The organism is Bifidobacterium polysaccharolyticum (genome assembly GCF_016101585.1).
Classification (GTDB): domain Bacteria; phylum Actinomycetota; class Actinomycetes; order Actinomycetales; family Bifidobacteriaceae; genus Bombiscardovia; species Bombiscardovia polysaccharolytica.
In genome coordinates this window covers 733,596-747,793 of sequence record NZ_JACFQG010000001.1, presented here as the reverse complement: position 1 = coordinate 747,793, position 14,198 = coordinate 733,596, and the positions used below count along the sequence as shown (strand labels likewise).

The 14,198-nt window shown below is 60.6% G+C and carries 6 protein-coding genes and 1 pseudogene; 1 reads left to right on the top strand and 6 read right to left on the bottom strand.

Annotated features, from left to right (window positions below; genetic code table 11):
* Window positions 1-604: 604 nt before the first annotated feature.
* Window positions 605-1,828: an RCC1 domain-containing protein gene (locus H3T90_RS02930; protein WP_232350495.1), complete on the bottom strand. Its 1,224-nt coding sequence runs from the start codon at window positions 1,826-1,828 to the stop codon at window positions 605-607.
* A gap of 23 nt (window positions 1,829-1,851) precedes the next feature.
* Window positions 1,852-1,998: pseudogene (locus H3T90_RS08865) on the bottom strand (hypothetical protein); the annotation flags it as partial.
* Between the two features lie 538 nt (window positions 1,999-2,536).
* Here H3T90_RS08865 and H3T90_RS02925 point away from each other — a divergent pair.
* On the top strand, window positions 2,537-3,586 hold the full coding sequence (locus H3T90_RS02925; protein ID WP_198229528.1) for a LacI family DNA-binding transcriptional regulator: 1,050 nt from the start codon (window positions 2,537-2,539) through the stop codon (window positions 3,584-3,586).
* A 5-nt stretch (window positions 3,587-3,591) separates the two neighbouring features.
* Here H3T90_RS02925 and H3T90_RS02920 read toward each other — a convergent pair whose 3' ends face one another.
* From H3T90_RS02920 to H3T90_RS02905, 4 genes are all read right to left on the bottom strand, one after another.
* Window positions 3,592-6,015, bottom strand: coding sequence for a beta-L-arabinofuranosidase domain-containing protein (locus H3T90_RS02920; RefSeq protein ID WP_198229527.1), 2,424 nt, complete (start codon window positions 6,013-6,015; stop codon window positions 3,592-3,594).
* A 287-nt stretch (window positions 6,016-6,302) separates the two neighbouring features.
* Window positions 6,303-9,713, bottom strand: a complete 3,411-nt coding sequence (locus tag H3T90_RS02915) for an RCC1 domain-containing protein (RefSeq protein WP_198229526.1) — start codon at window positions 9,711-9,713, stop codon at window positions 6,303-6,305.
* 516 nt (window positions 9,714-10,229) lie between these two features.
* On the bottom strand, window positions 10,230-13,640 hold the full coding sequence (locus H3T90_RS02910) for an RCC1 domain-containing protein (protein ID WP_332468231.1): 3,411 nt from the start codon (window positions 13,638-13,640) through the stop codon (window positions 10,230-10,232).
* Window positions 13,641-13,833: 193 nt separating this feature from the next.
* Window positions 13,834-14,040: a hypothetical protein gene (locus H3T90_RS02905; RefSeq protein WP_198229524.1), complete on the bottom strand. Its 207-nt coding sequence runs from the start codon at window positions 14,038-14,040 to the stop codon at window positions 13,834-13,836.
* Between the last annotated feature and the right edge of the window lie 158 nt (window positions 14,041-14,198).

Genomic DNA, 14,198 nt, shown 5'->3' with positions numbered 1-14,198 from the left:
ACTCAGCATCAGATTGCACGAGCCGTAGCGGAAAGCCATCTGTTTTCCGACACCCCTTTTTTCACCATACCACCAAATTAAAAAGCAACACACGAAGTAATTTGTGGTAAGTGATTTGGAATTATCTGGTTTATAGACCGTGTCATCGTCGGTTTTTACGGCAGCACAGTAATTTCGATTAATCGCATCACTGGTGAAAGCGCTGCGTGAGCATTACCCTATTGAATCTCGCCACCGCCACGATATTCATCACTGATTGGCCATAGAACGCTGATAAACAACTGAATCGGCGGGGGTTTCAGCATCTCAAAGCAGCCGACTATAGCAGCTTGCTCTTGCTTGGTCTGCAAAAAGACGACCCAGACAAGCATGGTAACAAGTAGCAAACAACCATAGGTTTTGTTCCTGACACGAAACAATAACCTCCAACGTCAAGAGCAGTTGCTTCCTTTATCGCTGTCGTGTGGTTGATCAATAAGTGTGGTGGGGACGCGGGAGGGGCGTCGGCTCACTTGGGGATTTGAGCCTTTAGTGACGCTTGCTTCCCTACTCCCCTTATTCTGGCAGGAGGTGGGGGGGGGGTGATATATGCCCTCGGCCTTTCTTACTCGTGCAAAGCGTGCAATAGGCGGTGTTGTTCTCTCCGGTGGCGGCGGGATGCCAGCACTGCGCCCATGCCGGTCATGCCGGTGGCCAGGGCGAGCATGATGCCCTCACCGCCCGCCCGGGGGAGTACGCCTGCAGGCGTGTACGTGTATCTGAGGGAGGTATCGGTCAGAGTCTGTCCTGAGCCGCCCATCGTGTAGTCCACGCTGACCGTGACCGTGCCCGGCACGTGCGCAGGCGTGAGCACGGTGACGCTGTTGCTGTTGTTGATATTGGTCAGATTCGTGCCGGGGCTAGAGTCGAACCTGGCTGCGCTGATCACCCGAGACAGGTTGAACTCCACTAACACCGGGGCATAGGCATCTTTGTAGCTGTTGTTGCCGAGCTGACCATAGCCGTTGTATCCCCATGCATACGTGTATCCATCCTTGCCGATAGCCAGAGAATCCCAATTTCCCGCACTGACTAGAGTGCTGTTCAGACTTAGATCAGTGTTGTTTGGGGATGCAGGATTTCGCACTTTTGCTGGTTGTCTGTGAACAGTGGAACTGTCATAGTTGGTATAACCAAGTTGGCCGTAATCGTTTCGTCCCCACGACCATGAAATTCCATTGTTGTCGACAGCTAGGGACGTGTCGTATCCCGCACTGACCTGGCTGGCTTTGAAGGGGATAGTGGGATTGTCGGGATTGTATACCTGCGTTGGAATAAAAATTTCGTCAGTCTTGGTATTTTGTCCGAGTTCGCCCCAATAATTCCATCCCCATGACCAGGTGTTCCCTTGGGCATCGATTGCAATAGTATGCTCAAAACCAGCGCTGATTTGAACGCTTTTCAAACTTTTGCTTGTATCATGGGGATTGTTCGGGTCGCGCACGCGCCCAGGAACAGGATTCGCACCGTCGAAGCCGTTGCTGGTGTTGTTGCCGAGCTGTCCATTGGTGTTGTCTCCCCAGGCGTATACGTATCCGTCGCTGCCCACAGCCAATGAAACACTATTGTGCATCTTGCCGGATTCAATTGAATTGCTGATTTGGTTGAATTTAACGCCGCTGCGGCTGTCTGGCGGGGTGATGGTGGTGGTTTCGTTGCCGAACTGGTTGCCCTTGTTGGGGTTGATGGTCCACGTGGTTCTGGGGTTTTTGCTGGTCCAGCGGGCGGTGAGCGTGATGTTTTCGGTGACAGGTGTGCTGAAGTCGTAGCGGTGTTGCCGGTGAACCATCCTTCGAACTGGTAGTCGCTTCGCGTCGGATTTGGGTAGGGCCGCTGCACTCGCCCGTACGGGTAGGGAATCTGTCGGGGTTGGGGTGCCTGGCTTCCTCCGGTTGCATTGAAGCTTACCGTGTAGGTGGAGCCAGACTGGGCGTCTCTGGTCAGAGTCTGGTCGACCATGTATTCGAGGCTCCTGGTGAAGGACTGGTTGTTTTGTTTGCCGGTGATGAGAATGGCGGCTTTTCCGGACGTGTGTGCAGGTATATTCGTCTGCCAGGTGTCGCTGGTTTTGGTGAGTGCCAGTGGCTGGCCGTCCATACTGGCTGTCTCCACGGTGGGTGCCGTGCTGGCATTGATTCTGCCTGGCTTGCCCTGCCATCATCGCCGATGCACGACGCAGACGGGAAGCCAGACGCATGAAATCAAAGCCCCTCCGCTAACAGCAAGCGAAGCCATCATCGCTTGCCTATAAACGTCTTGTCTGGCGAAAAGCTGCCCGGTGTGTCAGCGTCAGCACTGCACCAGTCGAAAAGGCCATGACGAAAAGCGCTCAGATCCTCACCACTTCAGCATTGAACATACCATCGAAAGAAAATATAGCTGTATTGTTAACCAACCGCGGTAGTAGCGAAAGCGGCGCGTAAGCGGCGCACCGTCAATTAATATTCACCTTTAAGTCCTTGTCTGCCCGGCGATAGAATGAGCTGACAAATCGGGCGTGAGGGAAGCGACGACCATAGTGACGACTTTGGACGATGTGGCCGGTGAGGCCGGGGTGTCGCGAATGACTGCATCCAATGCCCTACGGGGCAAATCCTCAGTCAAACCTGCTACGGCGCGTCGGGTGTTGGAGGCGGCGCAACGTCTGGGATACCGGCCCAATCTGGCGGCCCGGCGACTCAGCTCGGGCAGGTCCGGGATCATCGGCTTCTCCACTGTGGAGCTGGACCGTTCGCCCTTCTCGGCGGCCCTGGCGGCGGCGGTATCGGATCAGGCCTTCAGCATGGGGTATCAGACGCTAATCCAGCAGACGCGGCAGATGGCCAGCTACGAGTCATCCATGGTGGCAGACATCGCCACCCAATTTTGCGAGGGAACCATCCTGTCCGCGCCGGTCCTGTCCGCTGACTCTATCGCCGCGCTCAATCGGCGCTATCCCTTGGTGGTTTTCGACGGTCCGCGGCTGGACTCGTCTGTAGACACCGTTCGCAGTCCTAACCGACAGGGTGCCCAGGCAGCAGTGGAGCATCTAATAGACCATGGTTGCCGGCGGATTCTTGTTCTTGGCACCGCCTATAAAGCCCCAGACCAGCTGGCTCAGACCAGCCTAGGGCGGGAACAGCGACTCTTGGGTGCCATGCAGGCAGCACAAGGTCATGGAATCAGCCTAGGATCTGAAGATGTTGTCGACTGCGACTGGGATCAGGGCAGCGCCGACCAGGCCATGGCCGTTCTGCTGACTCGCCGCAGGGATTTTGACGGGGTCTTTGCCCTGACGGATGTGGTGGCCATCGGGGCCCTGCACGCGCTGGGTGCACATGGGGTGCGGGTGCCCGAGCAGGTTGCACTGATTGGTTTCGACGGGCTGGAAGTGTCCCGCTTCCTTACACCTGCCCTTTCGACCATTCGCGTAGACACTGACCGGGTGGCGGCCGAGTGCTTGCGACTGCTCATGGCTCGGATGAAAGATCCGCCCAGCAGACATCAGCCCGAGCAGGTGGACCTGCCCTTCACGCTGGTGGAGGCTGGCAGTACAGCCCGGTCCTGAGCGCTTCAACCGCGAATCAGTGTCAGAGTCAGCAGGTCAGGGGTGGGACCTTCGTCTCCGGCTTGGACCTGTACCCTGACAGCCCGGTCGGGCAGAGCGTCCAATCCACGACCGGTCAGGGGGTAGCGGTCCAATATTCTGCCGTTTTCGCGGCTTCTTACGGGCTGGCCCAATTCCAGGCCCTCCGTCCGCAGGGAGTAGGGTGCGGCGCTGTCCTGGTCCCGCATGGTGACCTCCAGCATTTTCGCGCCGCCGGTGGCATCCCGCAGCCGGTATGAGAAGCAGCCCCCAGCTAGGGCGTGACGGGTGTTGATTCCCTCAATCAGCTCCTGCCGGTCATTCCTGCCCTGATACTTGTGGTCGATTTCGGACTGCTGGGACCCGCAGTCCACCCGGTCGCAGACCTGCAGCTCATGGGCCTGTTCCTGTGCATCGATCTCTTCCAGGGCTCGGTGGACACGGTCCTTATCGCCATCCTTCGCCCAGGGCAGGTAGACCGAGTATCGCGAGGCTTCGATGGAAGTGAAGGGGACCAGTAGCAGGCGTGAATCGGTCCACCCCTGTTTTCCGGTCTTGGGTCTGGAGACGGCCACTTCTATGGCGCCGTCGTCCTGGGGGTGGGGCAGCAGGAAGTCCTGGGGCGCTCCCTGGAGCACGGGCAGGTCGCCCAGCGGACGCAGGGGGCCGGAGGCGATGTGCCCGGCACGGGAGTCGTCAGCCTTCAGACCTATCAGGTCGGCATCGTCGCTGCGGGCGGCCATGACCTTGACGCCGCGCAGCAGGCTGACCCAGTCCGAACCGTCCGGCAGCGGCTCGGCAGTCACCCGGACCTGGTGGCGCAGCTCCAGGCTCACTCGGCCGGTCCAAGTCAGATGCAGGTGGTCGAAGCGGGGGCTGCCATCCGAATCGGACTTCGCCGGCTCGACGGTCATGTTTGCCTGGCCTTGCCTGATCCGGTAGTTGGCATCCTCCAGCCACCAGGGATGACGCAGGTAGAGGTCCAGGGTCTGCTGGCTTTGGTCTTCGGCTTCTAGATCCAGGCATCCAATATTGGTGGTCCCGGGGCCGGGAGAGTAGACCAGGCTGATCCGCAGCCCGCGCTGGGACCAGTCCAGGCTGGCGGGGATGAAGAGGTTGACTGCCAGAGACGCGGATTCCTGGTCAGGATTATTTCCGGGTCGGCGCTCGAAGATCATGGCGCCGTAGCGGGCGTGGTTTTCCAGGCCGGTGCCCACGCAGCACCAGAAGGAACGCTGTGCGCTGGAATAGACCCTATAGTGCCGGGGTCGCATGGGGGTGAAGTAGACGAAGCCATGCTCGCGGATGCCCACCGTGGATACCAGATGGTTGACCAGTACCCGCTCATAGAAATCCAGGTAGCGGGCCTGTCCGGTGCGGTCGTAAAGGCGCAGTGCCAGCTTGGCCATGTTGTAGCTGTTGCAGGTCTCCAGGCCCTCGCGGGAGGTGACCATGGCCGAGAAATCATCGGGTGGATTGAAATGCTCGGAGATGGAGTGGGCCCCGATGGAGACCGTGCGCTTGTCCACCACCCCATGCCAGAAGGTGTCCACGGCTTTGCGGAAGGCCTCGTCTCCGGTGATCTCGGCCAGACGCTCGTATCCCAGGACCTTGGGTATCTGTGTATTGGCGTGCAGGCCGGTCAGCTGGTCCTTGCCTGCGGCCAGCGGTTCGAAGAAGGGGCGGTCGGTCAAGCGACGGGCCTGGCGGAGATAGCGGTCCTTTCCGGTCAGCTGATAGAGGCGGGCGAAGGCCTCGTTCAGGCCCCCGTACTCGCAGGTCAGCATGGTCTGAAAATTCTGTTCGTCGATATTGTCCACCAGGTCGCACCACCAGTCGGCCAAGCGCAGGACCATAACGCGGGCCATGTCGGAGGCGCTCTTGGTTTGGAAGGACTGCCAGCAGTCCAGCAGGCCGGCAAAGAGCTTGTGCAGGTTGTAGAGGGGCACCCAGGAGCCCAGCAGATCGAAGGACTGGGCCTGCACGTGACCCTGCCGCAGGTTCCGGAAGAGCTCGGCGCTGTGAGGCATGCCGCCCAGGAAGCCGTCGCCCGAGGCCTCCTGGCATTCGAGCAGGCCGGTCAGCATGCGGGTGGCGCGCTCCAGGAAGGGCCAGGTTTGCATACTCTGCCAGTAGGCCGCCAGTCCGGACAGGTAGTGGCCGCCGATGTGGCCGTCCAGACCCATGGACTCCCAGTTGGGGTATGGATCCGCCTTGGCGGGCAGACCTGCCTCTCGCCGATAGGGGGCCAGGAGGCGATCGGGATCCAGACTCAGCAGGTAGTCCGAGCCGGCCTGCTGTGCATCGGCGTAGATGCTGCCGGGGGTCAGTCGGACCTGGGATGGTGTGAAGCGGACATCCGGTCCAGGATGGTTTTGCGCGGATTGGGATTGATGGCGTGCGTCGGTCATGGCTCCTCCTTGCGACGATTCGCCGGCGGTGTTCGGGGTGCCGTTCGGACAGGCCTGTGGTGGCTGAGTCGTCGGCGTTGCTGACGATAATTGTAGCGCTACATATACGGTAATGTCGCGGTATAAGCCATTGTCCATATTGGCGATGTTGCCATGCGATGCCATTGCCGGTCTGAAGGAAGTATATGGGTGGCCCCATTGCGTCGGGGGAGTTGGGGCCACCCCTGTGGTCCGGGCTTTGTGTTGGGGATAGTGATAACCCGGACCTTCTTACACAAGAGAAGTCTTTATTGTTGTCGGCTGAGGGTTCCCAGCCGGTGGCGTCTGGCTGCTGCAGCGCATGTGAAGGCGAGCAGCCCGGCGACTAACAGGGGAAGCAGGCCGCCTCCTCCTGCCGAAGGCAGCAGGCTGATGGAGGTGTACCGATACGTGTTGCTGGTATCGGGGGTTTGGGCTGCTCCATCCAGCCTCCAGTCGATGGTGACGGTTGACGTGCCGGGCATGTGTGCCGGCGTGGTCGCCGTCCAGGTGCCGTCGTGGTTCTTGGTCAGGTCAGGGGCTTCCACATTGTCGAACAGGACATGCGTGGGGGTGCCTTGCCCGGGGAAATTGTCCATGGCCGGGCTGGCGGCCTGGGTGTTGCCGGCGTCGCGGCCCAGTTGCCCGTTGGTGTTGTCTCCCCAGCTGTAGAGGTTGCCGTCAGAGCCCAGGGCCAGACTGTGCCATGCTCCTGCGCTGGCTTGGGTGAACGTGATGCCTGCCGGCGTATCGGTTTTGCCTGGCATGTCTGCCGGGGTTTTGCTGGTGTCGCGGCCCAGCTGTCCATTGGCGTTGTCTCCCCAGGTGTAGAGGCTGCCGTCGGAACCTAAGGCGATGGAATGTTCGTCTCCTGCGCTGGCTTGGGTGAAGGCGAGATCTGCCGGGATGTTGGCTTTGCCTGGCTTGTCAGCAGGTGTGCTACTGGTGTCGCGGCCCAAGCGTCCATTGTCGGGATTGCCCCAGGTGTAGAGGCTGCCATCGTCGCTTACGGCCACGGAGTGGCTTCCGCCTGCGCTGGCCTGGGTGAAGACGATGCCTGCAGGTGTGTCGGCCTTGCCGGGCTTGTCTGCCGGAGTGCTGGTGGTGCTGCGCCCGAGTTCGCCGCGGGTGTTGCCACCCCAGGTGTACACATTCCCTTGAGTGTCGAGAGCCACTGTGTGGCACCAGCCTGCACTGACGCTACTGAAAGTGACGTCTGCCGGAGTGTCGGCTTTTCCAGGCTTGTTTGCCGGGATGCTGCTGGTGTCGCGGCCCAGTCGGCCGGCGCTGTTGTCTCCCCAGGTGTAGAGGTTGCCGTCCGAGCCCACGGCTACCACATGCGATTCGCCTGCGCTCGCCTGGGTGAAGGTGATGCCTGCCGGGGACTCCACCTTGTTGGGCCTGTTGGCTGGTTTGCTGCTGGTGACGGCACGGCCCAGCTGGCCTCGGCTGTTGTCTCCCCAGGTATAGAGGCTGCCATCGGAGCCCAGGGCCACGGAAAATCCATAGCCTGTGCTGGCATGTACGAAGTTGACGCCTGCAGGGGCCTCCGCTCTGCCGGGATGGCTGTCCTGCTTGTCGGCGGTGTCGCGGCCCAGCTGCCCATGGCTGCTGTTGTCTCCCCAGGTGTAGAGGCTGCCATCGGAGCCCACAGCCCCGGAATGGAGGTCTCCTCCGTCGACTTGGCTGATGCGGATGCCGCGTTTCAGTGGCGGGGTCAGTGTGACGGTCTGGCCGCCTGACTCGGGACCGCTGGCCTTGTCGAGCTTCCACTTGGTGTCGGCGCTGCTCCAGTGGGCGGTCAGGTTCACCTTGCCGGTGACCGGCCTGCTGAAATCGTAGGCTGTATCGCCGGTGAACCAGCCGTCGAACAGGTAGCCCCTCTTGGTTGGATCCTTGGCGGGGCGTTTCACATGGTCGCCCTCGGTCACGAGTTGGAGGTAGAACCCAATGCCACCGGCAGGGTCGAAATCAATAAGGTAAGTGCCCAGGTACCTGTAGGGCAGATGTGCGTCTGGACGCTTGCCGTTCATCTTCCAGGTGACGGCCACATCCACCCTGCCATGCTCATGTCTGGGTGTGGTGACGCTCCAGGTGCCGTCCGTGTTGGCGGTCAGGTTGGTGCCGGGCGTCCCGCCGAAACTCACCTTGTCGGGTTTGGGATCCTCGGGGAAGGCGACCATGCCGGGACGGCTGTCGTAGTTGCCGCTGGTGCGGCGTCCCAGCTGGCCGTACTTGTTTTCTCCCCAGCTGTAGAGGTTGCCGTCGGAGCCGATGGCCAGGGAATGGGAATAGCCTGCGCTGACCTGGGTGAATTTTGCGACGCCTGTCGGCACGGTGACCTTGCCTGGCTTGGTACCGTATAAAGCTGATCCGGTGTCGCGTCCCAGCTGGCCCCGATTGTTTTCTCCCCAGCTGTAGAGGTTGCCGTCCGATCCCAGGGCCAGGGTATGCCTGAGTTCTGTGCTGACCTGGGTGAATTTTGCGACGCCTGCCGGCATGGTCACCTTGCCCGGTCTGCCGTCACGGTAGGGATAACCGCCGGTGTCCCGTCCTAGCTGGCCGTGTTCGTTCCATCCCCAGCTGTATAGGCTGCCGTCTGAGCCAGTGGCCAGGGATGTCCACTCTCCGGCCGCGATCCAAGTGAATTTTGTGATGCCTTCCGGGGTGGGCACTTTGACCGGTTGGCCGTCTTTTCCCGCCAAAGCGGTGTCGCGTCCCAGTTCGTCATAACTGTTGTCCCCCCAGGTGTAGAGATCGCCGTCCGAGTCGAGGGCCATTGAGTAGAAGGTTCCTGCACTGAGCTGGGTTATTTTCGTGATGCCTGCTGGCATGGGCACCTGGCCTGGCTTGACGTCGTATGCGGCCGAACCCGTGTCGCGTCCCAATTCACCGTGCTTGTTTTCTCCCCAGCTGTAGAGGTTGCCGTCTGATCCTAGGGCCAGGGAATGCCATTTTCCTGCGCAGGCTTGGGTGAAGCGGACGCCGGCCGGGGCAGTGACCAGGCCCGGCTGATTGTCTATCTCGGGGTCGTCTTTCGGGGACTTGCTTACGGTCTCGCGCCCCAGTTCGCCGTAACTGTTGTGTCCCCAGCTGTAGAGGTTGCCGTCCGAACCGATGGCCAGGGAGTGGTAGTAGCCTGTGCTGACCTGGGTGAAGTGGACACCATCTGGCGGAGTGATAAGGCTCGGCGTGCGCTTTTCTTCTTCAGGGGTTCCCAGTATGTAGTTGTTGTCTCCCCACCTGTAGAGGTTGCCGTCCGAAGCGATGGCTTGGGAACCTTCTATTTTTGCGGGAATAATATGGCTGAAGCGTATCTCTGGTTTGGTGGGTGGGGTCAGGGTGATCTTGGCGTCTCCTGTGGTTTTCCCAGAGGTGGGGGAGAGGCTCCAGGCGCTGGTTCCCTTGGTCCAGTGGGCGGTCAGGGTCAGGTCTGTGGTGACCGGCTGAGTGAAGTCGTAGGCCACCTTTGAGTCGCCGTTGGCGTCTTTGGTGAACCAGCCGTCGAAAAGGTAACCCTCCTTGGTTGGGTCCTTGGCGGGCCGGCTGGCCTGGGTGCCTTCGGCTATGGTCTGCGAGTCGACGTTGCTGCCGTCAGCGCTGTCGAAGATGACCTGGTACGACGTTGAGGCTGTTTGCGGGCGGCCGGATGTCGCAGTCGCCAGCCTGGGTGTGACCACGGGGGTTGCTGTGCTGAAGGATGCGTCTTTTTGCTGTTCTGTTGCGGTTTCTTCCAATTTTGTCGGTTGGGGTGGGCTGATTGTTTTCGCGGTGGCGTCAGCCGCAGTGAGGCTGCCGATAATCATGCTGGCTGGAAGAATGACGATGACCTTCAAAAGGTCTACAACAATGGCTGACCGGGAAGATGCGTCCGGATGGCACATGATCGCTACAAACCCCTTTCCCAAGATAAGGCGGTCAAATGATGAAAATCCCAAGTTTTTCATCGACTGCGTGCCGGGCACATTCCCGGTAGCTAGACAAACGTTAGCATACAGGGTCGGTCCAAAACGGAAGCAACACCCGGATAAATCAAGTAAAAAATGTTATGTCAAATTCCGGATTGTAAGGCTTTCTGTCTAGGAAGGGGTAAAAAAGAGATGGGTGGCTCCGTTGTGTTGGGGGATTGGCGGGGCCACCCTGGTTGGCCGGGCCGTCTTGGGGTACGGCCCGGCTTGCTTACTCGAGTGAAGATTCTAGGCGTGCTGGATGCGGGTTTCCCGCCTGTGGCGTCCGGCTGCGGCTGCGCCGGCTGCGGCGAGCAGCCCGGCGGCGAGCAGGAGGATCATGGTGCCGTTGCCGCCCGTCAGGGGCAGGGTGCCTTCGTAGGTATAGGACAGGTGCTTGGGTTCCTGTTTGGTGCCGCCCAGGGTCCAGTCCACGATCACATCAGCCCGCCCCGGACTGTGAGCGGGAGTGGCCAAGGTGACGGACCCGTCAGAATTCTGCTGCAGGTGGTCCACAGCCGTCTTGTCGAACTTGACACCGGTGATTTGCAGTTGTCCGAGCATTACTGGTACCGGCACAAGGCTTATGGCAGCGTCTACATATAACCCTGTGGGGATGCTGGTGTTGCCGAGCTGGCCGAACCAATTGCATCCCGTGCTGTACGCGTTGCCGTCCTGGCCGATTGCCAGGGTATGGAGGCCTCCGACGCTGACTCGTGCGGGTGTGAATCCCTTGGCGGGGTTGTCTTGATCAGCAGGCGGTGACATCTGCACAGGCGTCTTCTGCGGGTCGTTGGTGCTGTTGATGCCGAGCTGGCCCCAGTTGTTCAGTCCCCATGCCCAGGCTGTGCCGTTCTCATCGCCGACTATGGTTTTGTTTACGCCGCCGCTGATCCATGCTACTTTGAATCCCTGGCTGGAGTCCTTGGGGTTCCGTACCTGCATGGGAGTTGACTGATTCTCATACCCGCCATCGCCGAGCTGGGCATCGGCACCGTATCCCCATGCCCAGAGGGTGCCGTCCTGGCCGATGGCCAGTGCATGGCAGTCTCCAGCGCTGATCCTGACTGCTTTGAAGGCCTTGCTGGCATCCTTGGGGTCGGGCACGCGTGCTGGGTCGGCAGCATATTTTTGGCTGTAGTCTCCTGCGATTGTGCCGTTGCCGAGCTGCCCGTAGTTGTTGTATCCCCACGTGTATACGTTGCCGTCCGCATCCAGGGCCATGATGAAGCTGTAGTTGGCGCTGACCTGTACCGCATGTAGCCCCTGGCCGGAGCCGTTGGGGTCCTTGGCCAGGGTCGGTGTCGGCCTGGCCGTGCCGCATGAGTAGGCGGCGTAGTGCTCGCTGCCCCAAGTATAGACGCGTCCCTGCGGGTCGATGGCTGCCGAGTCGGAGGAGCCGGCGCTGATCTGGACGGCTTTGAAGGGCTGGCCGTCCGCGCCCTTGACGGGCTGGGGCTTGGAATGGTTTTGTGTGTCCTTACTGCCGTTGCCGAGCTGGCCCTGGTCGTTGGCCCCCCAGGCGTAGACAATCTGGTCGGAGCCGATGGCCACCACGTGGGCGCCGCCTGCCGCGACCTGCGTATAGGTGAAACCCGAGGCCACGCCATCCGGCAGAGGGACCCTGACCGGCGTCTTCTGCGTAGGCGTCTTGTCTGGATCCTGGCCCAGCTGGCCGTCCTCGTTGGCGCCCCAGGCGTAGACGTTCCCGTCGCTGGCCACACCAACTGAGAAGCCACCCATATCGAGGCTGGCGCTTATCTGGTTGAAGCGGATGCCGCGGCTGAGCCTGGGCGGGGTGATGGTGGTCTGCTGGCCGCCCAGCACGTTGCCCTTGTCTGGGCTGATCGACCAGCCGCCGGTGTTTGCGGGGCTCCAATGCGCGACCAGGGTGATGTCCGCGGTGACCGGCTGGCTGAAATCATACGCCACCTTGGAATCGCCATCGGCATCCTTGAGGAACCAGCCATCAAACAGGAAGCCGTCCTTGGCCGGGCTGCTGGTCGGGCGTGTGGCCTGTTTGCCTATGGTGATCCGCTGCTGGTCTGGTGTCGGCTTGCCGCCGACGCTGTCGAAGGCGACCGTGTAGGAGTTGATGTAGGTGTAGTCCAGGTGCGTGTCGGGCTGCTGGCCGTTCATGGTCCAAGAAATGGCTACGTCTACCTGTTCTTCCGGATGTGCGGGCGTTGTCACGTTCCACGTACCGTCAGTGTTGGCAGTCAGGTTTGCTCCCGCCTTATCGCCGAAGCTGACGCGGGTCGGCTTGGGCTTCTCAGGGAAGCCGACCACGCCCGCCTTGGTGGCGGAAGACTTGGTGGTGTCGCGCCCCAGTTGGCCGCTATCGTTATTTCCCCAGCTGTACAAGTTGCCGTCCGATCCCATGGCCAGGGAAGAGGCCACACCTGCGCTAGCTTGAGTGAAGCTGACTCTGTCAGTCGGGGGTGGCACTTTGCCTGGCTTTTTTCCTGGTGTGCTACTGGCATCTCGTCCCAGTTGGCCGCTGGTGTTGTCGCCCCAGCTGTACAGGTTGCCGTGCGAATCGACGGCCAGGGAATAAGATAGCCCTGCGCTTGCTTGGATGATGTTTTGATTGCTTTCTGGTATGGATACTTTGCCGGGTTTGTTTTCTGGCGTGGTGCTGGTGTCGCGTCCCAGTTGGCCGCTATCGTTGTTTCCCCAGCTGTACAGGTTGCCGTCCGATCCGATGGCTATGGAGAAGAGTTTTCCTGCGCTTGCCTGGGTGAATGATGTGACTCCGTCAGGTGGGTCAACGATGCCTGGCCGGTCTGCTGGCGTAGTGCTGCTGGGGGTGCGTCCCAGCCGTCCATCGCCGTTGCTTCCCCAGCTGTACAGATTGCCGTCCGAATCGATGGCAAGTGAAAAGAAAGTACCTGCGCTGACCTGGGTGAAACGGATGCCTGTTGTCGGCGAAGTCACGATGCCTGGCCGGTTTTCTGGCGTGGTGCTGGTGTCTCGTCCCAGTGCTCCCTTGGTATTGCTTCCCCAGCTGTAGATGTTGCCGTTCTCATCCAGGGCCAGGGCATGCCATGCCCCTGCGCTGACCTGGGTGAAGCGGATGCCTGTTGTCGGCGGAATGACGATGCCTGGCCGGTTTGCCGGTGCTTTGCTAGTGTCTCGTCCTAGCTGGTCTGTCGTATTGTCTCCCCAGCTGTAGATGTTGCCGTCCGAGCCGACCGCTAAGGAATAGTCGTTTCCTGCGCTGACTTGGGTGAATTTTTGGATGCCGGCCGGAGGGGTGATGATGCCTGGCTGATTGGCCGATATGCCGCTGGTGTCTCGCCCCGGCTCGCCTCCCCAGCTATATATGCTGCCATCCGACCCCAAGGCCGCGGAATTTGAGTTTCCTGCGCTGGCATGGCCGAAGCGGATTCCACGTGAAGGAGGAGGGGTCAGGACCACTCTTGTGCCGCCGGCTGTAAGCCCCTTGACTGGGCTTATGCTCCAATCTTTAGTCCATTTGGCGGTCAGAGTGGTGTCTTTGGTGACGGGCTGGGTGAAGTCGTAGGCCACGTTGTCGGTGAACCAGCCGTCGAATGCGTATCCAGGACGAGCCGGATCGTTTGGCCTTTGGGCTTGGATGCCTTTGGCGACGTGCTGGTCCGGTGTGGTGGATCCACCTTCAGGATCGGTGAACTTGATGGTGTATTGCGTTGTTGCGCGTGTTTGGGGTTGGCTGTCGGCGGTCTTGCCTTCGTTGCTGTTGTCTGGTTTGAGCGCAAGGGGGGATGTTGTAGTCAGGGGCGATGGGGTGGCCAGGGGTGACTGGAATGTTGGTGGTGTGGACGGTGTGGCTGTAGGTGTTGCGTCACTGGTGGAAGTGCCGGGGTTTTGCTTAGCTACGCGAGGGGTCTGACGACCCCCCCCCCCCGGTGCCTACTGGCATGGCCGGCGCGGCGGCCATGCCAGGTTCGCTGTCGGCCGTGTCGGCTGCGGCAAGGCCCCCGGCGATCAGGCTGGCAGGCAGGATGACGGCCAGTAGCAGGCTGACGGCCATAGCCGGACGGCTGTGCGTGTACGGATGCTGACGCATGATAGACATGAACCCCTTCCATAGGAAACGCAACTGCGCATCCTGAACTCCCCAGACCGGCTCCCCGCCGGAGGCCGGGCGCAATCCCAGCCACAATCTGTAACAACTCTATCACGACACCAGCCATGCCCACGCACGGCTCAGCCGCAGCCTATGGGAGACGAGCC

What these genes read in the sequence shown, in the direction of transcription:
- H3T90_RS02905 (WP_198229524.1), bottom strand. Translation starts at nt 14,040, where the DNA reads ATGTCTATCATGCGTCAGCATCCGTACACGCACAGCCGTCCGGCTATG.
- H3T90_RS02920 (WP_198229527.1), bottom strand. Translation starts at nt 6,015, where the DNA reads ATGACCGACGCACGCCATCAATCCCAATCCGCGCAAAACCATCCTGGA.
- H3T90_RS02930 (WP_232350495.1), bottom strand. Translation starts at nt 1,828, where the DNA reads ATGGTTCACCGGCAACACCGCTACGACTTCAGCACACCTGTCACCGAA.